The organism is Rossellomorea aquimaris (assembly GCF_008180865.1).
GTDB lineage: Bacteria > Bacillota > Bacilli > Bacillales > Bacillaceae_B > Rossellomorea > Rossellomorea yichunensis.
In genome coordinates, this window is sequence record NZ_VTEX01000002.1 from 340,151 (window position 1) to 358,637 (window position 18,487).

An 18,487-nucleotide genomic window follows, 5' to 3' on the forward strand; every position below is an offset into this window, starting at 1 on the left:
TATTTATGTCCTCGTGCAATCAGTCCCATGACCTATTCTTCCGATAACCTTTCCGCCAAATATGCAAAGGTATGAGATTCCCCGCAAAGCGCTTCTACACGTTGCTTCCAGGAATAAAGCTGGTTCGGCTCAATGAATTTCGTCAGAAGCTCATGAAAAACGTCCTTATTTCCGTAAGGGCTCTTGATCTTGAACTTGTGGCGAATCATGTCCCTCATGGCTAAGGCAATGTTATAATCCTGAAAAAAAGCAGGATTCTCCACATAGAACATCATGTTCGCCGGATGACCCGCTTCTCCCTCATAGCCAAAGACAAACGTATAGCAGTCATTTGCTATTTCTTGAAAGCTTCGATCAGGACGTTGATATAATTCATATTCCACTAAACTAAAATAGTGATTGATCCTCACCATCTTCAAGTCCATGAGTTGTTGGATTTCATTCATTTGTACATAGTCAACTTCATAAAGATCAAATTTTTTCATAAGAAAGGCCTGATCTGTGATGATCGTTTGAAAAAGCTCTGCCACCCCTTCGGCTGCGATACTTGAATAGAATCGATACAGCTCCGGATATTTGTAGGAGGCATAATGGCCGTCGATGGCATGTCCCAGCTCATGGATGCCCGACAGGAAAGCAGAATAGGAATTACGTTTACTGACGACCAGTTTCAGTTCATTAGGATTGATATTGAGGCAAAAGCCACCATATGGAATATCCAGGCTCTCGATGGAAATAGGCATTTCATCGATCGATTTTCCCAGACTGTCTACAACATCACCCAATACCTCCTTCATACGGTTTGAATGGAAAGAATCATTTTGGATCTGATGGAAATGGAATGTTGAAAAATATTGGTCGTAATAATGGAGGGTATCCCATCCGAATTTTTCTTTTATCCTCTTTTCCCATTGGGTTGATACTGTTTTCGTTCTTTCAAGCAGTGCATTCATTTCTCCCAAATAAGAATCCATGTCCACTTCTTTCAGGCTGCATTTAAAGTGATAATAGTCGGAGTAACCGAGACTTACCGCAAGCTCGTTCCGTTTGATGACTAACGATCGAAACAGATCCTCATTCTCTTCCCCACTCTTCTGAGCTTCAAGAAAAAGCTTCCTGCGAAACACACGGTCAGGATTTTCCAGAATATTGGAATGGACCGAGCCGAGATTATATTCTTTTCCATCAACCATAAACGTACTATCCATAAGGCTTGCTTGCAGCCTTTGTTGAATCTTTGTAAGCTCCGGATGGCTTTCAAGTGCCTCCTGCCTCATCCTCAATAAGAAAACATGGAGTCTTCTGTGCCATATAGGGTCCTCACGGAGCGAATCTTTCCAGGATGACAACGTCTGTATGATTGCCAGGTCCGTCATCAACTCATGCTTGATTCTTTGGATTTCAGCGATTCGACCACTCTCTATCCCTTCCGCATACATCTTATAATATAAGCGTTCTCCCTCTTGATAAAGTTCGTCGAGTTTATGGATTTCTTCGTCATAGGCTTGTTTCCATTCATCTGCGTTTGTTATGTGATTAAGACGGTTGAAGTTTAGCATCATGATCATCTCTTTCGAAAATTATTTCAGTCTCTTTATTAACTGGTATATCCAGCAAACTCCTTTGTTTATGCTTCTACATTTATGTGAAACATCCTGCTATTTTTTATCTCTATTAACTGGAAGAAGAGTAGATATAAAAACCTCTTACATGTGCTCAAGAGGTACTGTTAACAGAAAGATGATCAAAAAATTCAGAAGTTTCCTTCAAGCACGATAAAGACGGAATTAAAATTTATATTAATATTTATAATACGAACAATCTTGCAAATGAAGGCGGCAATGCCGGAGTAGAACAAACCGCATCGGAAGGGTCGCAGAACCTGACTGGAAAAGATGGGGAGAATGCAAGCCAAGGCGGACAGATCGCAGATAAAGGTGGTCAAAATGCCAACCAGTTTGGACAGGTTGTTAGAGATGGCGGAGAGAATGCAATAGAAGATGCAGATAATGAGCCTGGCTAGTTAGAAAGAACGTATCCAGCTTTCGATGTTTTATTGTGCCGCTTTTCTAATAATTAAGCATCCGTGTCGAATTCCCGTTAGACCTTTACATGCTTTGCCCATCCAGGTGCCCCATGCAAGTGGCTGAATCGCTTCCCGTGAATAAAAAGAGACGGGGAATTTCACGCCCCGTCATCCCCACCATCTCCATCCCCATCGCTATCTCCATCATCAAAATAATCATTCACCTTTTCTATTAAGCTATTATCTTTCCCCTCGTCTTCACCCAGTTTAGACGAATGAAGGAAACTCTCTAATGTAAGGACTTGAACAGCCTGTTGCTTGTACCTGGTCATAAAGTAGAAACAGATAATAAAAATAAGGATAATAAGCACGATGAAAGCAGATATCATTACATTATTCAAAATGGTCACACCCCCTTATGCTCCTTTCTTATGAGTATGAGAGGATTGGAGTTTACATGACAAGCCCAGCTGCTTGACTCATTATTTAATTTTCCCCCTTGCTATGAAACGCGTTTCATACATTAGGCTAAAAAGGAGGATCTGATTGGCGTAACGCAATTCCTGCGGCGTGACAATCATAGATGCTTATCGGAAGTGTTCATATATCTTGAACACTTCCCCTTCCTCTCAACCTGACAATCTATGCTACGATAGGGATAATAAGAAGGGGGATGAATGCACATGTCCATGTTCAATAAAGTGATTGCGAGTATTGGGATTGGTTCCGCCACAGTTGATACAAAGGTGAAGCGGGCCTATATTCAGCAGGGTGAGCTGCTCGAGGGAGTCGTCGAGGTGAAGGGCGGGAATACGGATCAGCGAATCGAATCGATCGATTTGAAGCTGATGACGATGTTCGGTCATGAAGGCGGAGATCGACTGTCACCTGTCGTCGTGGAAGTCCACCAGCTCAATGAGCCCTTCACTATTTCCAAGGGGGAAAAGAAGCACATTCCATTCTCATTCAAGGTCCCTCTGGATACGCCGATCACGATGATAAACCCTGAAACGCAGAAAAATGTTCCACCGGTCTGGATTGATACGGGTATCGATATCAAGAATGCTGTTGACCCAAAGGACAGGGATTATGTATCCGTCGACCCGACAACCGTACATGAAAATATTATAGATGCCATCAAGGTCATCGGGTTTAAATTCAAGCAGATGGAAAGTCAGAACACCCCGGCATGGGTGAAAACGAATCGTCCTTTCGTGCAGCAATATGAATTCACTCCATCCTTCGGCAAGTATAGCCGGAAGCTCGACGAACTAGAAGTCTATATTCTTCAGGGCGATCATGAAACCACCATCTATTTCGAAATCGACAAACGCAGCAAAGGATCGATGGCTGTGTTGAAAGAAAAGTTCAACCTGGATGAACATAGAGGAAGCGTGACACTCGATAACCAGGAGATCCTGCTTAAGAGAAGCCGTGTGAGTGATGTGTTTGAAGAGATTATTGATGAGGTTCTTTAAATAAAAATTGGAGCATGCCCCTCACCTCGTTTCACCGGGAGGGGTATGCTCCTGACTATTTCCTCTATTTCTTCACTTTATAATGCAACCACACAGAACCCTCACCGACAGGATTCATCGTTATCAATTCCAACTGGGTTGCGCCTCCCAAGTCTGTTAAATCCAGTGATTCGAAAAGGGATGGTGTAGCCGTTCCACCTATAGCTAAAGGGGCAATGACGAGGCTCACTTCATCAATCAGTCCCTGTCTTAAAAACGCCCCATTGATCCCCCCGCCTCCACTAAGCCCCAATCGCCTGAAGTCTGATTCATAGAGTTTATGTAATGCGAGGGGTAGATCGATATAATCACCTTTGCCCGCTTGCAGGTAGGTAATTCCCTTACGTTCTAATTGTTCAATATAGTCACCCGAAACATCCTCCCTGGTGACGACCCATAGTCCTTCCGTCTGGAACCAGTCAATGCGTCCCTTCCCGTCAAACACAATATATGCCTTTGATTTCCGGGGCTCATAAATCGGTTTCTCCAGTTCCACCCAATCTTTTCCCCACACAATCAGACTTTCACTTCCTGATACCAACCCATCACAATCCAATTCATCATACAGCTGATGCGTGACGTCATTCGCCTCTCCGTCCACTCCTGCAGCTGTCCATTCCATCACATTTCGGTTTGGAGCCGTTGTGATTTTCCCATCAATCGATGAAAAGATATTCAATATGACCTCTGGCTTCTTCAATTAAAAATCCCCCTTCCACGTTCTATCTATTATGTTAAAAGAAATGGAAAAAGAATGTCAGTGTTTTTTCATTTCTTAAACAAATTTAACTTTTTCGTTTAAAATGTTTGAATATTGAGATAATGGTTAGTATAATAGAAAAAAGGTCAAGGAGTTGATTTTTCATGAAGAAGTATTTGCTAAATTCACCACAGTCCGAGGTACCAGGCATAGACTCTCTTTTTGCAGAAATGATTTTGGACAAGGCCCTTCTAACTTTCCGGAAAGAGCAACTCGAACAGAAAATCGACCAATCATTACGTGATCGAAACAAAGAAGAATTCCTGCGGTTGACTGAGGAATTGAATCAGATCCGTAAAGATCACGAGGAAAAGGATGTAACATTATAAACGATTGAATGGATATAAATGAGCCATTGGTTTCAATTGATAAGGAGACAATGCTCGTGCTGAGGATGGCAGGGGCATTGTTTTTTTCCTGATTAATTCTGCAGAGAAATTGGCATAGCCACTTTGCCGAGAGACTACCCTTCTTGAATAAAACCACTTATACTCCCCTCAAGAATGTCTTCTCCATTCACCCAATCCAGGAAGTTTATGTCCAGAACTTGTTCGCTTCGGGCAATGGTTGTGAGGATCCTTGAATGTTGATAGGAATATGAAAAAGTGTGAAGGGTTCCAAATAAATTCTCGTAATCTGTGAAAAAAATGGGTGATTCTACGCTTTTAAAATGGTGGAACATGTAATGATGGGAAAGTCTCTTATCCATTAACCATAGCAGATGCTTATTACGTTGGATCGATCCTTCGATGGAGTCCCGATTTTTACTAGTAAGCTGTTCATCCTGAAAATGGTTCACGCATGCTAAAGCGGATTCCCCGTACCTGACAATTACTTTCTCTGAGCTTGCTTCGACTTCTGCCATATTTCCTTTTTGATCACCAAGGGAAAAATTATAACAGGCAGAGTGAGGGATTTCCTTCAGCATGGCAACTGCGTCGTCAATAGATGAGCAGCCATCCAAAACCATCCTTATGGAAGCCCAGGGAGACACTCCTTTCGCATAGCCATCATGACTGACGAAGTGCAATCCTGCAACAAGCCCTTTTTCGTTCACACCATCGTGCCTTCCCAGAATTTGAAGATTGTACCCAGCTGCAGCAAAAGCTTTATCCGCTTGAACCAAACTGAATATCCCATCATAAAGAGCAGGGGAAAAATCGTAATTCCTCACATAATATTCGTTTGTAAGCAGTGTCGAACATCCCATTGCCTCTGTCTGCGGAACATCATAACCGCTAAATAAAGCAGCTGCCCTGTTCGGCGAAATTCCCAACCCTTGTGCCAGACCCCCTAACTCTTCCAATAAATGTGGAGCATAGGTAGAATAGATAGACTTCATGTTATGAAGATCAATCTCCTGCTTAGTGATGGTTTCAAAGATTTTTAGTATTGAAGTATTCCGGAGCTCTTCACCTGTTTTCAAGCCAATTTGAAAAGAGCTGCCTCTGATTTGAAAGATACTTACATTGAAGTTAGACACACCCATTCCTCCTTAATAACGTATGCCTTTCTCACAGAACTACGCTTTCATCATAATCGTTCTGAAAAATTCCCACCTGTCATTTTGTGCTCTGTTTTGTCAGATCCCTGTCTTCTAAATGCCCCGCTCTTTACAAAAACATAAAAAGGTATACTTTATCTCCAAAAGAATAACAAGTGAATTGGAGGTACCAACCAAAAGGACGGTTTACATGCCTCATCAGCAAGCAAACCGTCCTATTTCCTTGATATCACGAGTCCAAGGGAAGAATGCGATGATCGCCCCCGGGTCGTCGAAATGTTGGTTATTCATGATATTCACGTGTAAATTAATTCAAATAAAGAGATTGATAAATATATCCTTTTTGTGTAAAATTACACTATAAGGATGGTGACTTCTCATTGAATATTGTGTTCATGGTTTTAGTAGGATTTCCGCTTCTTTCGATGATCGTCGGTATCGCTGGTTATTACCTCTTTAAAAACATCATCATCTCCCCATTGGTCGTTTTCCTAGTGACGCTTGTTGCTACGTTTACTGTATTCAATGATTCCTTTATGGTATGGGTTTTTGTGTATACCTGTTTAGCCTTTCTTTCCGGTTTCGTAGTGAACATATTTAAAGAAAACAGGGGAGCAATATGAAAAACTTTCTTTCAGGAATGTTACTTAGTTTACTATTGTTGATCACGTTCATTCTAATTCGGACGGTAGCTGGGTTATGGGCCTCTTTCGCATGGTCACTCTTTATCACGACCGCTGTTTTTCTTTTCTATAGAAGAAAGAAGAAATGGAGTAGGAGAGATATCATTTTGATTTCGCTCAGTACCGCTCTTTTCTATCTCCTATTCGCTTCCTTTGGAATTAGTTTAGTTCCACCCGAACCCATTAGGGACCTGGGGGATATCGTCATGCCTTATCTGTATGCCGGGGTGTTTGGGGGATGTACAATGATCGTGCTGTTTTTATCAGGAATGGTCTTTAACAAACAGAGATAGCCAACACAGGTTTGGTTATTTCTCTTTGACAGGCAACACAACTGAAGAATATACGGAACCGTTTATTTCAATATCCATTCTCCATTGCCCACTATCAGGAAACCACAGCGTCACTGGCTGTTTCTTCTCCCGGGAATGGGGTAACGCTATCGGTTCTTTTTTTCCGTCTCCATCGTGAGTGAATAGAAGGCGCACTTCATCTGCACCTATGGCCTTATCAGGTAGAATCAGATTCGTCTCATAGTTTTTTTCCTTCACGACAAATGAATTGTACTCGATGCTCCCCTTCTCATCACCCAAATACAAATTCCCTTCTGAAACATAGTCAGGGCTAGTATGCCATTTAACCCTCTCTTCCCCTGAATAATGCAGAAATACGAAGAGCAAGACACAAGCCAAACAAGCCCCTTGAGCTTTCCAAAATCCATTCACTGTCTTAAAAGAGTTCATCATTTCCGAGTAAGGAGCCACCAGCTTTAATATAAAAAAGGCCACATTTAGAGAAAGCAGCGCCAATGCGATAAATAAAAACACGAAATTCCCCCTTTCTAAATAGGTCATCAGCCTATTCTAAAAAAGTCCACTGAGAACATCCCCTTGGTTTTCTCCTTCAAAAAGAGTCAAGTTCACTGTCCCCGTGGCCTCCTATAAACAATCGTATCAATCTCAGAATCTGTCCAGGCTGTTCCAAGATCGTCCAATGCCCGCTTTCCTTCACTTCCACGAGTTCTGCGTTTCTTAAGTATGGGAGTACATTTTCCCTAATATAAGCCGGGGGTAGAATATCATGCGATCCCTGAGCGATCAAAATAGGCAGAGCATCGATTTTAGACAGAGACGGGAATAGGTTGTAGTTCTGTTCAATATCTCTGCCTATGTTCTCAAGGGCTTCTTTGTTGTAGCGAATCTCTTTTTTCTTTTTCAAAGTATCGACCGAATATACATAAGAAGGGTCGATCAGATTATTAAGTTTGCGGGATGCATCCACGCGGAAAATAGAAGATAGCGAGTAGTAACCGAGCAGCATTTTTTTATAGGGTCCCAATTTTTGAAGGAATATTTTTTTAAAGGTCCCATAGCCTTTGGAGGATAAACCGATTGCGGCTGTTAGAATGATTTTGTGGATATGGGATGGATACCTTGCTGCATAAGACAAAGCCAGGATACTCCCCCACGATTCGCCGAACAGGGTCACTTTCTCCAGCTTCAGCGACTTTCTTATGCCTTCAAGAGTGCTGATTTCCTCTTCTATGGAATAGGTATCGCCTCCCGATTTTCCACAACCCGTTTGATCATAGAGAATGATCTGAAAGCCTTCAGCCAGAGGCTCCATTTGGGGAAGAAAATATTCATGACTCCCGCCCGGACCGCCGTGGAGAAAGATGATCGGCTCCCCTTTCCCTTTTACACAAACATAGATCGATTTCCCATTGATTGTTATATGCTTTCCTTCCATACAAGCGCACCTTTCAGTTCAGGAGTTTTCGATTAATAATTAGATACACCACGGTAAGTAAGACCAACATGACTGCCACAAAAGCGGTTCCCTCATGGGCATAATCGAACAGACTGTTAACGATCACAAGCAACCCTAACGGAAGAAAGAAAAGAAAGCCGGTTATTGTACCTAACTTCGACTTATCTCTAATCATTTTTTCATTGAATCCGGCCAGCAGCCACGTTTGTTTTTTCACACCGACGAGATACGAAATCAGTAATAGAGCGAATCCTATGGCAAATAATCCGTAATCCATCATGACGCCTCCTTCATGGGAATAAAAGACCTTTCCTACATATACGGATTCATGCAAAAAAGGTTCCAGAATATTCCTGGATATTCATTGAGATGTCATTAATGAGAGGCGCTTGTTCAAAAAGGCTGTCCAGCATGTTATTAATGATGAACCACCAATTTCCTTGATGTATAGAAACGATTCCCGACCTGATAAGCCAGCAAGTCTGCGGTACTTTCTTTTTGATCGTCAATATTATAAAGTGGCGTGTCTTCCGGAAGACCCATAGCTTCCCCATTCTCGTCGATTGGACCATCCACCTCAGCCTTTATCACACCCACCCGTTCTGCTAACCGCTCTTCCTCAACTGGTTCATAGGTAGTGATATACTTGTTACCGCTCCACATAAAGTGAGGATCGGTTATTTCTTCTTGATTGCTGCAAGCTGCAAGGAGCATCGATAAAACACCCATAATGAAAAGATTACGCTTCACTGATTCCTACTCCACGATTATGTTCTGCCGATTAATTTCGTTTGAACAGGGTCGACGTTACTGAAAGGATGATCGGCAAGGTACATTACTGAATACAGAATCGTTTCCTTTCCCTCACTGTTGCAAAAAATAAGGGTGCACTCACCGTTCTCTATTGTCACTTTTCTACTAGTTTGTTCGGTCAGTTCAAAGTCTAATAGGCTGCTTACTAATGCAGGGTCTTCACGGAAGGGCATGTGAATCTCCATCGCTTGGATAGATAGACGTTTTTCTTCAGTGACCACTTCCCCGCTTTTTTGAAGTTCGATCCGAAACTTCCAGGGAGTGGATATGAACGTTCTTCTTTCGCCTTCATTCACATTCCACTGAAGTTCTCCCGCCCTCTCTAGGACCTCTGAATACTCAGTCTCCGTCACCAAGAATCCGATATGGTCGAACATATCCTTTTTTCCGTGTCCAAATGTTAGATTGGTTTGACCATTGACCATCTCGATGATTCTAAATCGTATGTCTTTTCCTCTAAAATCTTCCCAATTCAAAGGAGGATTGAATGTGTGCATTTCCCCATTGTGGCGACCGACTCTTACCGTGGTTTCGAATCCTGACTGCTGATAAAACGTTTCCATTTTTTCCGGATTGTCCGTCCACCAGTGATAATGAAATAATTGCATTTTATGTCTCCTCCCTGTTTTCATTCATCCAACCGACAGCATACTCAACCATCTCTCTCATGGGGATTAAATAACTTCTTGCTTCACCGACCATGCCTTCTTTTACATAGTCTGTTTCTTTATGAAAATCAGCAAATATCTTATCAAAATCATCCGAGTCATTATTAATATCTTGATACGTCGTCCATACTTCTTCATGATTCTCTTCCACTTTCACGTCCCAGATTTTCTCTTTTACAAAAGTGTTTTTTTGTCTGTATTCAGCCAGATGCAAAGAGGTATTGGAATCTGTCGGTGCTCCAAGTAATAGAATGTAGCCATTTAATTCGTATATTTTTCCCAATGGTGAGTTTTCATTTAATGCAAAGTCAAAACCATGATCTTCCGTTATGTATTTAGCATGCTTACCCCAGGCGGCAAAGGATGTGTGGGGATGGGCGCTTCGAACCACTCCTTTTTGCTTCCTGAACGTTTCAGGTATAAAGCCCATATAGCATGTAGGAGTTAGATCGGGGTGATACGTCGGCAAGTTCTCTCTGATGATTTTCATCTCTTCGTCTGTAGGCCCGCTTCCATATTCAGTCGGGTCACATAACTGCTCGGTCTGTGTCGGCATCACGATGTTTCCTTCTTCCCCGACCGTTTCTTCCAGTGCCAGGATAACAGAAACTGGGCCACCAATGACTCTTCCCAGTGATTTTAAGGAAGAATGGACGATGACGGTCATTCCTTGGTGTACTCCTAATTCCCCTAAGTCATGAACCATCTGATTTTTAGTTATGAGTTTTTCTTCTCCCATGAATATTCACCTCCCTATACTAATTTGTATTGTGGAAAAAGTCCTTACCCTGCATTCAAATAATAAATCATATTATCCGTCCATTCACCGAACTCATGAATAAATCCTTTCCTGATGCATTCATATTCCATCCCGACGCTTTCAGCAAGCTTTATGGAAGGGGTATTATCGAGGTTGATATGAGCTTCGATCCGGTGAAAATTCAATTCATGAAAAGCTATATTCAATGCCGCTTTCACTGCCTCTTTGCCGTACCCGTTCTTCCAATGCTGGTTATGTATGGTGTAACCGATCCGTCCCCATTGAAAATCATTCCTAGATAACGTAGAGAAATCCAGCATCCCTACGTGCTTATGATCCGCTTTTCTAAACACGCCAAATACGTGGGCTACATCATTACTAGCCAGTTCCTGATGCTTCCTCACCAACTGAACGAACCATTCTTCCGTGCATTCACTCATATCCATCTTCCCCAGATCATGCCTGCTGGAGGAAGCAGATCTACTTTCGAATTCCTTAAGCCAGTTAGGATAATCAGCAACCTTCAATGGTCGTATGATCAATCTTTCAGTTTCTGTACTAATCTTAAAATCTTTCAACTTAACACCTCTTCAATTGTTTTGATCAAAATCTATGAAAATACTCCGTTCTATGACCAACTATATGTTTTTAGAGATTGAAACCCTTCATGAGAATCCTCCCATTCTATATATGAACCGGTTTTCACGACTTATGATCCACTTTTCAGATATATGATCCGGTTTCAGCCATTTATGAACCGGAATTTTGATATATGATCCACTTTTTTCATTTTATAATCCGTTTGTCGAAAGTTGTATCATGGGAAGGGTCCTATACATAAATAGGTAAGTAAATCTCTACTTCTTCCTCACCAGTTTCCAATGGATGATAGGTCTCCACAATATAAGAATCCGGTTTCCTTTTATATCCCTGGTCATCCATCCACTTTAAAAGATCGTTATGAAGCTTGCCAATATGTCGAACGTTCCCTTTCGTCGTAACATACTCTTCGTCCAGTTCGATATATTCCATACCGACCGGAACGTTTGTAAGGGTTTCGTCCACCATAATCCCTACATAATAGATCCCGTCCAAATGATCCGTATCCCTCTTAGGTTCGTAGAGGGCGATTTCAGGACCATGATCGGATTCGATTTCATGTAATCTCTCTAGAAAATGCTTGGCCCGTTTTGGTACCTCTGTGTTAAATTCAGTGAAGGCTCCTTCTCCTTTTAACCCAACTATTCGGAATGTCTTTTTCATTTTTTCAGCATTCATAACAATCTCTCCTTTTGATTAAGATAGTTTCCATGCCGGAATTAACGAATGGAAATCAAAGAAATAACTCATCGGTATATGGATGACGGTGTATATGCCAAGAGTGAGCAAATACGTCAAAAACCATTGAGGAACCGATACTTGTAGGAATGAGTAAAGCAAGAACATCCCCACTGGAAATGGAACCAGTACGATCAACCACATCGGGCTTCCCAAAGCTACGGTCAATGCCCCAAGTGATACGACAGAAAAGCCGATGATCAATGCCTGCCAAAAGGGCAATCCATTTTTGAGAACGAAACTTGCGATGTAATAAGAAAGACCGTTCAAAGATACTGCCAGAAAAAAATCAAAAAGATATTTCATTTTGACCCCCTATTATAGTTTTACCTCTCAATATTTTAACATAATTTTCCTGATGCGATAATATAAAAAGCCCCCCACCTAAAAGTGAGAAGCTCATTCTTTACCTGATCCGTTGAATAAATCTCTGACCAACCAAATACACGCCTGCCAGCACGAAGAAAATCAGAAGCAGGCCAGCGAATCCGTCGGTAAACCCCGTTCGTTCAATGGCAAATCCGAATAACGGAAAGCTGATCATGATGACGAAGCTTTCCATTAATCCGATCAGCGAAAGGAAAGTAGACCTGATATTGCTCTGCAGAAAGTTTTGCACAAATGAGCTGAAGATTGGTTCGAACAGACTCAAGAGCTGTGCAAGGATCAGAAACGATATCAGGATCGCCCAGTCCGTGGCGAAGATGAACAGGATGAAAAAGAAGAGGAAAAGACCTAAGCCATAATATAAAATATTGAAGAACTTAAATCGCGCCTCCACCCTGTAAGCAATCTTCGCCATCACGACGCCAAGGAGCCCTTCAATTGTAAACACAGCTCCCACGACGACAGGCGAATAGCCTAATTGAATGAAGTATTCCTGTCCGTAGAACACTATGATCACCATGACTGCACTCGCTAAGATAAATAGCACAACAGGCTGGTGAATGACCGTGTTATTTCTCCAAACTGCCACCCCTAATTTAAATTGATGAACCCACTGGTTATACCATCGTCCGCCGATATCCTCCGTCTTTTCACGTTCCGGTTCCTTCATGAAAAACAGTGGAATTACAGCAAGGACATAGGTGACGATGGTTGCACCATATACCCATTCCCAGCTGATTTCTGCCATGAATCCCCCGAGGAATTTGGCAAGGCTCAAGGATAGGAGGGAAATGGCCGTCATGCTTCCGATTACCCTCGTATAATCCTTCTCACTCTTTTCATTCTTCAACGTGTCATATGCAAACGCCTGCTCGGCACCGGAATGAAAGGTCACCATGAGACCCATGGATAGAAAGGCCAGGGTAAACATCGAAAACGTCCCGCTCATCAGCATGAAAAAGGCATAAAGGAGACTGAACACATTCCCGATCACCAGGCTGACCTTCCTCCCATACAAATCTGCGATCATCCCTGTCGGAACCTCAAACAGGACGATGGCCAAATGGAGAAACGCCTCCAATATGCCGATTTCACCGAAGGTCATCCCCTTATCTCCAAGGTAGATGACCCACAAAGCCCGGTCAAAGAACAACTGGGCAAAAAAGAGATAAAAATAAAGCAGATATATATTGTTTCTTGTCTTAATCATTTAATTTCGTCCTCTCATAAACATAAGGTTAATAGAAAAGCGGAGGCGGCTCGTTCAGAGGCGACAAGCATAAGATGAACATGCCGGAAAGGCGCTTTTTGCCTTTTTGGCATGTTTAACTTATGACCTCGAGCCTCTAGCCGCCGCAGCTAGATCAAAAAAAACCACAGGGAATCATTCCCCGTGGCTTTCGCTATTTTCAGGAAATCATACATACGTTCACATTATTGAAAGTCAGCTAAAAAAGGACAGACTTCTCCCGAGGACAGCTGAAATTCCAAAAATAGACATCATGAAGACAAGATACTTTTTCTCAGCTTTGATGTCTACAGTGAACGTATGCATGAATTTTCCCTCCTTATTGTTTAAGATTCTTTTTTATTATATAGTTCTTTCCGGTTCTGGACAAGCAATCCTTATACCGAGGTTGACCACGGATTCATTACTGAATAAAATAAATACATACTAATCTGGAGGTTTTTGTTTGCTAAACAATTGTTTATTACTGGGGTGAAAACTTTCTTAATGACTCTTTTCATTAAGAAAGTACCATTTATATTTGAACCCAACAACTTTTATTAAAGAATAGGAGTCTATAAATGGATATCTTTATTAGACAAGAACGCCCTGAAGAATATAACACGACGGAAGAAATGATTAAAGAAGCATTTTCACATGAAGAGTACAGCGATAAGAAAGAGCATCTGCTAGTGAATAACATCAGAAAATCAGATGCATTTATTCCTGAGCTTTCGTTGGTTGCCATCAATCAAAACCATGATGTGGCCGGTCACATCCTACTATCTAAAATCACCATTGTCGAACATGATAAAGTGGCAGATTCTCTGGCACTCGCTCCCGTGTCTGTAGCACCCGCCTTTCAAAATAAGGGAATTGGAAGCCAATTGATCCGTGCAGCCCTGCAAAAGGCTGAAGAGATCGGTTATCATTCCGTGATTGTGTTAGGTCACAAAGACTATTATCCAAGGTTTGGCTTTAAGCAAGCGGCACTTTGGAATATCAAACCCCCGTTTGAAGTGCCTGATGAAGTTTTTATGGCTTTGGAATTGATGGAGCATTCCCTTAGGAATGTACAGGGTGTCGTGCGATATTCGAAAGCTTTTTCGAAATAAGGTAGAAACAGGTTGTCCCGGGGGAATGCTGGGACGACCCTTTTTTAGCTCTTCTCGTTTGAAAATAGGGCTTTCCCCGATAACCTAGCCAAGTACGAAAAAAACCAACATATTCATCGCCAGTACGAGGAAAATCCTCATTTATTATCCCTTGACTTCTTTTGACTGATCAGGAAACTTCAGTAATTAGACCTCTTACAACCACTTTCAATCCGAAGTTGGAATAATTAATCCTGTTTCCGACTTATTAATCCTTATTTTTAATAAATCAATCCTGATTTAAAATAATTAATCCTTCATGTCGAATTTTCTTTTTCTGTAACCGAAATTCCCAGAGTAAAGTTTCAATGAAAATACCCGGATTACTTAATCCGGTATCAGACATTCGCTTTATAGCTTTACAGCATCAATAATCAAAGAAGGAAAAGCCAGCCTCTCCCCCTGGTTTCTAGGATCAAATTTCTTAGAACGAAAAATCACTCCGTCAGATCCATCCCAATGATTTTGATGAAACGTTCCTTCTTCATCAAAATACTCATATAATGTCACTTCAAATCCCACCGTTTCAAACATTTTCGTCAACGTATGATAATTGTGAACGATCTTATGACTGGCTGCCGGATGATCTTTTGGGCCTGGTCCTCCAACCTGCACAACCCGTTGATAAGACTCATCGGGGAAGTAGCCATCAGGGACGGCGCACCTAATATATCCGGCAGGCTTCAGGTATTTCATACATAATTTTGCAGCCTCTAGTCCTTCTTCGTATGTAAGGTGTTCCCAGATGTGTTCAGCCAAAAGAGCCTCTACAGAACTTTCATGGAACTTGTTTTCCCATGTACTTTCGTCTAATAAATTTAAATCCTCTTCCTGTGTATGGATCCAGCCAGGATTATTCACATACTCTCCTGCACCGATTACGATTTTTATTTTATTAGAAGTCATTTAGTAGTACCTCACTTATTTTTATAGATAATGATGTCCTGTTAGATTAACTTACTGACATAAAAATTCATTTGGATAATTATACCACAAAAAAAGAGGACCTGATCCCTAACACGTTGATACTTGAACGTGTAAAAATCAGATCCCATTACTATACAATCAATTACTTTAACCAAGGGATGCACCGGGAAGGTCCTCTTTCGTCGGAATTAACAGGACTTCCTTTGATCAATCTCTCTTCCCTTCAGCTCGAAAGAAAGACCCCGATATCCGCTTTTCCCTTGACTGATTTCACTTTGATCGTCTGGCGCGTCTCCTCCTGAATCTTTCGCAAAATATCGGAGAAGCCGCCGGTAAGGGAGGATAAATAGTCTTCCATATTTTCTACTCTTTGTTGAATTTCCTTGTAATTATAAAGAATTTCCTTCAAAGAAGAGAAATCCTCTGTGTCTCTAATGTAGAAGACGAGATCATGTTCTACAAGATAATGTAAATTAAACTCTTCCTGCCCGGGAAGATAATCAAGGATGAACACAGGTATTTTTTTATGAAGGACCTCACTGATCGTGACTCCACCGGGTTTGGTAATGATACCATCCACTGCGTCATATAGAGCATTCAGTTCTTCCGGGTCCTGAATGTACATGTAGGGCGTAATATTCGGTTGATTGATAAGCGAACGATACAGCCTGTGATTATGACCGCATAATACGGAGAAATGGACATCCGGGTATCGGGAAAAGTCCTTAATGCCATTCTTCCACACACATAGTCCGCTATTCCCTCCCGCAACAAGGATATGTTTTCCCTTTTTGGAGCGGGGACTTTGAGACGAATCCTTACTCTTAAATACGTCCGAAACGGGGATCCCGGTTTGATAGACACGATCCGCAGAAACGTTGTGATGCATGATCAATGTCTCCTTCACCTCTGCAGTCGGGACAAGGTGATAATCAATCTTGCCTGTTTCCCAAACACCGTTCACAAAGAAATCGGTATAAGCATTCATCGTTTTACAGGGAATGTCCCCCTCCCGTGACTTCAGCCTTCCGATCATTCTCGATGGAAAGGAATGGGTGCAAATCACCAGTGAAGGTTTTTCCTCTTCCACTACCTTCAGCACCTTCTTTTCAAAGTAGGTGGCAAACCGGGAAATGCTTCTTAAAAAAAAGCTCTGTTCTTTTTCTTTCATCATCACCTTTTGGTAAAAACCTTTATAGCTTTCCGGTGAAGTTCTGATCCATTTAAAATAAACGCCGGATATCATTTTTTCCAGAAGAGGATTCGAGAAAGACAGGAAATCAATGATCTTGATTTCAGCGTCCGGATAGTCATGTCTTATGCTGTCTTGTAGAACCTCGGCTACTTTCGTATGTCCGGTTGGGACACTGAACATCGATAGAATCACAATCTTCATTCCAAATACCTCTCTTTTTTCTTTTTAACGGATCCCCACACCGTTGTGAGGATAAAAATTAATAGTAATCCGACCCCTACGTATGGAACATAGGCTGGATTAATGGAAAGAGTGTTGCCAAGCCAGTATCCAAGGAAAATATACGAAATCGTCCAAATCGCCGATCCCGCCATGGTAAGGAAGAAAAAGGGCATGTAGCGTGTACCGAATATACCTGCTAGGTACGGGCTCAATTGTCGCAGTCCCGGCATAAACAGGCCAAACAGTAAAGTCTTGGTTGAGTGCATGGTAAAGAGCTGTTCATACTTAAGAACCTTTTCCTTAGATAACCCGATCCATCTTCCGTACCGATCAATAAGCGGCTGGCCAATGAATCTTCCACCATAGAACCCTGTAATCATTCCTGAATAGACACCTAGGAATGAACAGACCAATGCCAAAGAAAGCATTAACTGGCCTTTGGCTGCCAAGAGCCCCACTAAGAACAAAAGGGACTCTTCCGGGGCAGGTATGCCGACGATCCCGAAGAATAGAAACAGGAAAATGATGAAATAACCGTAGCTTTGAATGTACTGGATAATCTCTTCACTGCCCATGTACTGCCTGCTCCTTCGATACTGTGTTTGTTAGCAATGCGAATCGGATCTGTTTCTCTAACGCATCTTCAAGGAATGCATCTAATGACTCTATCATATAACCGGGAGCTTTCTCATCCGCCCCGAACGTCGTCCCACTGTCATGAAGAACGAAAATGGAACCGTCATGATCCGCCTCTTTCATTCGTTCAAGTAAGTCCCCACCGTTTTTCACCTTCCAATCCTGAAAAATGTGGGACCACAATACCACCTCATAGTCCCTGGATAAAAACAGGGTGGATAGATTAAAATGTCCCCACGGTGGACGATAGTAGATCGGTTTCTCATGGGTGACCTTCTCGATCACCATACGTGATTGCTCCAACTGCTTTTTCAAATGAAAAGGGGTTAAGAACCAGCTGGACACATGGGTATAATGATGAATCCCGATCGTATGCCCCTCCCTTTTCATCCGTTTCAAAAGTTCAGGATATTTCTCCACCTTGCTTCCGACCACGAAAAAAGTAGCCTTAACCCCGTGTTTATTGAGGACATCGAGTAGTTGACCGGTATACAGGGGATCCGGTCCATCGTCAAACGTCAATGCAATCGCACCCGGAACATTCACCCTTCTCGTAATACGGTCATTCTTTTTTCGTATATAAAACGTGCTGATGACGGAATAGACCGAGTACATCAGCACGACCATTAATGTGATATAGATCCACTTCATCGTGTACAACTCCAACATAATTTTCATTAAAAGTGCATGCTTATGATTGCGACTCTATTCCTAAAGTCTCCATTCATCATAAAGTGAACCGGTTTTTATATCAAGGCTTTCAAGTTAGATGACTTGATGAGGCAATATGGGACTAAGTACTTTATACTGTAATGGATGAATGAGTGAAAAAGGGGTATCATGTGGAGGGTAAGTCCGGAAACTAAAAAAAGAGCAGCAGAAGCCACTCCCTTTTCACA

Annotated in this window: 23 protein-coding genes; 5 read left to right on the plus strand and 18 right to left on the minus strand. The window is 41.9% G+C overall.

Annotated features, from left to right (window positions below; translation table 11 throughout):
• Nucleotides 1-32: 32 nt before the first annotated feature.
• The gene (locus tag FZC88_RS09175) at nt 33-1,559 is read right to left on the minus strand and encodes a M3 family metallopeptidase (protein WP_187443558.1); all 1,527 of its coding nucleotides are present in this window, start codon (nt 1,557-1,559) and stop codon (nt 33-35) included.
• A gap of 625 nt (nt 1,560-2,184) precedes the next feature.
• Entirely contained in the window at nt 2,185-2,427 is a 243-nt protein-coding gene (locus tag FZC88_RS09180; RefSeq protein WP_148994555.1) for a hypothetical protein, read from the minus strand.
• 282 nt (nt 2,428-2,709) lie between these two features.
• Here FZC88_RS09180 and FZC88_RS09185 point away from each other — a divergent pair, with 282 nt between their 5' ends.
• The gene (locus FZC88_RS09185) at nt 2,710-3,504 is read left to right on the plus strand and encodes a sporulation protein (protein WP_187443559.1); all 795 of its coding nucleotides are present in this window, start codon (nt 2,710-2,712) and stop codon (nt 3,502-3,504) included.
• A gap of 64 nt (nt 3,505-3,568) precedes the next feature.
• Here the strand turns inward: FZC88_RS09185 and FZC88_RS09190 are convergent, their stop codons facing one another.
• Entirely contained in the window at nt 3,569-4,243 is a 675-nt protein-coding gene (locus FZC88_RS09190; RefSeq protein WP_148994557.1) for a RibD family protein, read from the minus strand.
• Nucleotides 4,244-4,407: 164 nt separating this feature from the next.
• On the opposite strand from FZC88_RS09190, the gene FZC88_RS09195 reads away from it, so the two are divergent.
• Nucleotides 4,408-4,632, plus strand: a complete 225-nt coding sequence (locus FZC88_RS09195) for an IDEAL domain-containing protein (protein WP_148994558.1) — start codon at nt 4,408-4,410, stop codon at nt 4,630-4,632.
• Nucleotides 4,633-4,766: 134 nt separating this feature from the next.
• Here FZC88_RS09195 and FZC88_RS09200 read toward each other — a convergent pair whose 3' ends face one another.
• Nucleotides 4,767-5,786: a C45 family autoproteolytic acyltransferase/hydolase gene (locus FZC88_RS09200; RefSeq protein ID WP_148994559.1), complete on the minus strand. Its 1,020-nt coding sequence runs from the start codon at nt 5,784-5,786 to the stop codon at nt 4,767-4,769.
• A gap of 410 nt (nt 5,787-6,196) precedes the next feature.
• On the opposite strand from FZC88_RS09200, the gene FZC88_RS09205 reads away from it, so the two are divergent.
• Both FZC88_RS09205 and FZC88_RS09210 read left to right on the plus strand, forming a co-directional pair.
• On the plus strand, nt 6,197-6,430 hold the full coding sequence (locus FZC88_RS09205) for a DUF2651 family protein (RefSeq protein ID WP_262371852.1): 234 nt from the start codon (nt 6,197-6,199) through the stop codon (nt 6,428-6,430).
• Nucleotides 6,427-6,783: a hypothetical protein gene (locus tag FZC88_RS09210; protein WP_148994561.1), complete on the plus strand. Its 357-nt coding sequence runs from the start codon at nt 6,427-6,429 to the stop codon at nt 6,781-6,783. Before FZC88_RS09205 ends, FZC88_RS09210 begins: the two co-directional genes overlap by 4 nt.
• 15 nt (nt 6,784-6,798) lie before the next feature.
• Here FZC88_RS09210 and FZC88_RS09215 read toward each other — a convergent pair whose 3' ends face one another.
• From FZC88_RS09215 to FZC88_RS09260, 10 genes are all read right to left on the minus strand, one after another.
• On the minus strand, nt 6,799-7,317 hold the full coding sequence (locus FZC88_RS09215) for a hypothetical protein (RefSeq protein ID WP_148994562.1): 519 nt from the start codon (nt 7,315-7,317) through the stop codon (nt 6,799-6,801).
• 76 nt (nt 7,318-7,393) lie between these two features.
• Nucleotides 7,394-8,239 (minus strand): alpha/beta fold hydrolase, encoded by an 846-nt coding sequence (locus FZC88_RS09220; protein WP_148994563.1) that lies wholly within the window; start codon nt 8,237-8,239, stop codon nt 7,394-7,396.
• A gap of 13 nt (nt 8,240-8,252) precedes the next feature.
• A complete protein-coding gene (locus FZC88_RS09225; RefSeq protein WP_148995143.1) occupies nt 8,253-8,537 on the minus strand; it encodes a DUF3784 domain-containing protein in 285 nt (94 codons plus the stop codon).
• A 140-nt stretch (nt 8,538-8,677) separates the two neighbouring features.
• Complete coding sequence (locus FZC88_RS09230) at nt 8,678-9,010, minus strand: hypothetical protein (protein WP_148994564.1); 333 nt, start codon at nt 9,008-9,010, stop codon at nt 8,678-8,680.
• Between the two features lie 17 nt (nt 9,011-9,027).
• Nucleotides 9,028-9,681: a hypothetical protein gene (locus FZC88_RS09235; protein WP_148994565.1), complete on the minus strand. Its 654-nt coding sequence runs from the start codon at nt 9,679-9,681 to the stop codon at nt 9,028-9,030.
• A gap of 1 nt (nt 9,682) precedes the next feature.
• Nucleotides 9,683-10,480, minus strand: coding sequence for an AAC(3) family N-acetyltransferase (locus FZC88_RS09240; protein WP_148994566.1), 798 nt, complete (start codon nt 10,478-10,480; stop codon nt 9,683-9,685).
• 44 nt (nt 10,481-10,524) lie between these two features.
• A complete protein-coding gene (locus FZC88_RS09245; RefSeq protein ID WP_148994567.1) occupies nt 10,525-11,079 on the minus strand; it encodes a GNAT family N-acetyltransferase in 555 nt (184 codons plus the stop codon).
• A gap of 253 nt (nt 11,080-11,332) precedes the next feature.
• Nucleotides 11,333-11,779 carry a GyrI-like domain-containing protein gene (locus FZC88_RS09250; RefSeq protein WP_148994568.1) on the minus strand — a complete coding sequence of 149 codons (447 nt, stop codon included), beginning with the start codon at nt 11,777-11,779 and terminating at the stop codon, nt 11,333-11,335.
• Nucleotides 11,780-11,797: 18 nt separating this feature from the next.
• Nucleotides 11,798-12,145 carry a hypothetical protein gene (locus FZC88_RS09255; protein ID WP_148994569.1) on the minus strand — a complete coding sequence of 116 codons (348 nt, stop codon included), beginning with the start codon at nt 12,143-12,145 and terminating at the stop codon, nt 11,798-11,800.
• 100 nt (nt 12,146-12,245) lie between these two features.
• Nucleotides 12,246-13,436, minus strand: a complete 1,191-nt coding sequence (locus tag FZC88_RS09260) for an MFS transporter (RefSeq protein ID WP_148994570.1) — start codon at nt 13,434-13,436, stop codon at nt 12,246-12,248.
• A gap of 599 nt (nt 13,437-14,035) precedes the next feature.
• Here FZC88_RS09260 and FZC88_RS09265 point away from each other — a divergent pair.
• Nucleotides 14,036-14,569, plus strand: coding sequence for a GNAT family N-acetyltransferase (locus FZC88_RS09265; RefSeq protein ID WP_148994571.1), 534 nt, complete (start codon nt 14,036-14,038; stop codon nt 14,567-14,569).
• A 390-nt stretch (nt 14,570-14,959) separates the two neighbouring features.
• Here FZC88_RS09265 and FZC88_RS09270 read toward each other — a convergent pair whose 3' ends face one another.
• From FZC88_RS09270 to FZC88_RS09285, 4 genes are all read right to left on the minus strand, one after another.
• Entirely contained in the window at nt 14,960-15,514 is a 555-nt protein-coding gene (locus tag FZC88_RS09270; RefSeq protein WP_148994572.1) for a class I SAM-dependent methyltransferase, read from the minus strand.
• A gap of 244 nt (nt 15,515-15,758) precedes the next feature.
• Nucleotides 15,759-16,931: an MGDG synthase family glycosyltransferase gene (locus FZC88_RS09275; protein ID WP_148994573.1), complete on the minus strand. Its 1,173-nt coding sequence runs from the start codon at nt 16,929-16,931 to the stop codon at nt 15,759-15,761.
• Complete coding sequence (locus FZC88_RS09280) at nt 16,928-17,527, minus strand: DedA family protein (RefSeq protein WP_148994574.1); 600 nt, start codon at nt 17,525-17,527, stop codon at nt 16,928-16,930. The genes FZC88_RS09275 and FZC88_RS09280 overlap by 4 nt, the downstream gene beginning before the upstream one ends.
• On the minus strand, nt 17,517-18,239 hold the full coding sequence (locus FZC88_RS09285; RefSeq protein WP_148994575.1) for a polysaccharide deacetylase family protein: 723 nt from the start codon (nt 18,237-18,239) through the stop codon (nt 17,517-17,519). The genes FZC88_RS09280 and FZC88_RS09285 overlap by 11 nt, the downstream gene beginning before the upstream one ends.
• Nucleotides 18,240-18,487: the final 248 nt, after the last annotated feature.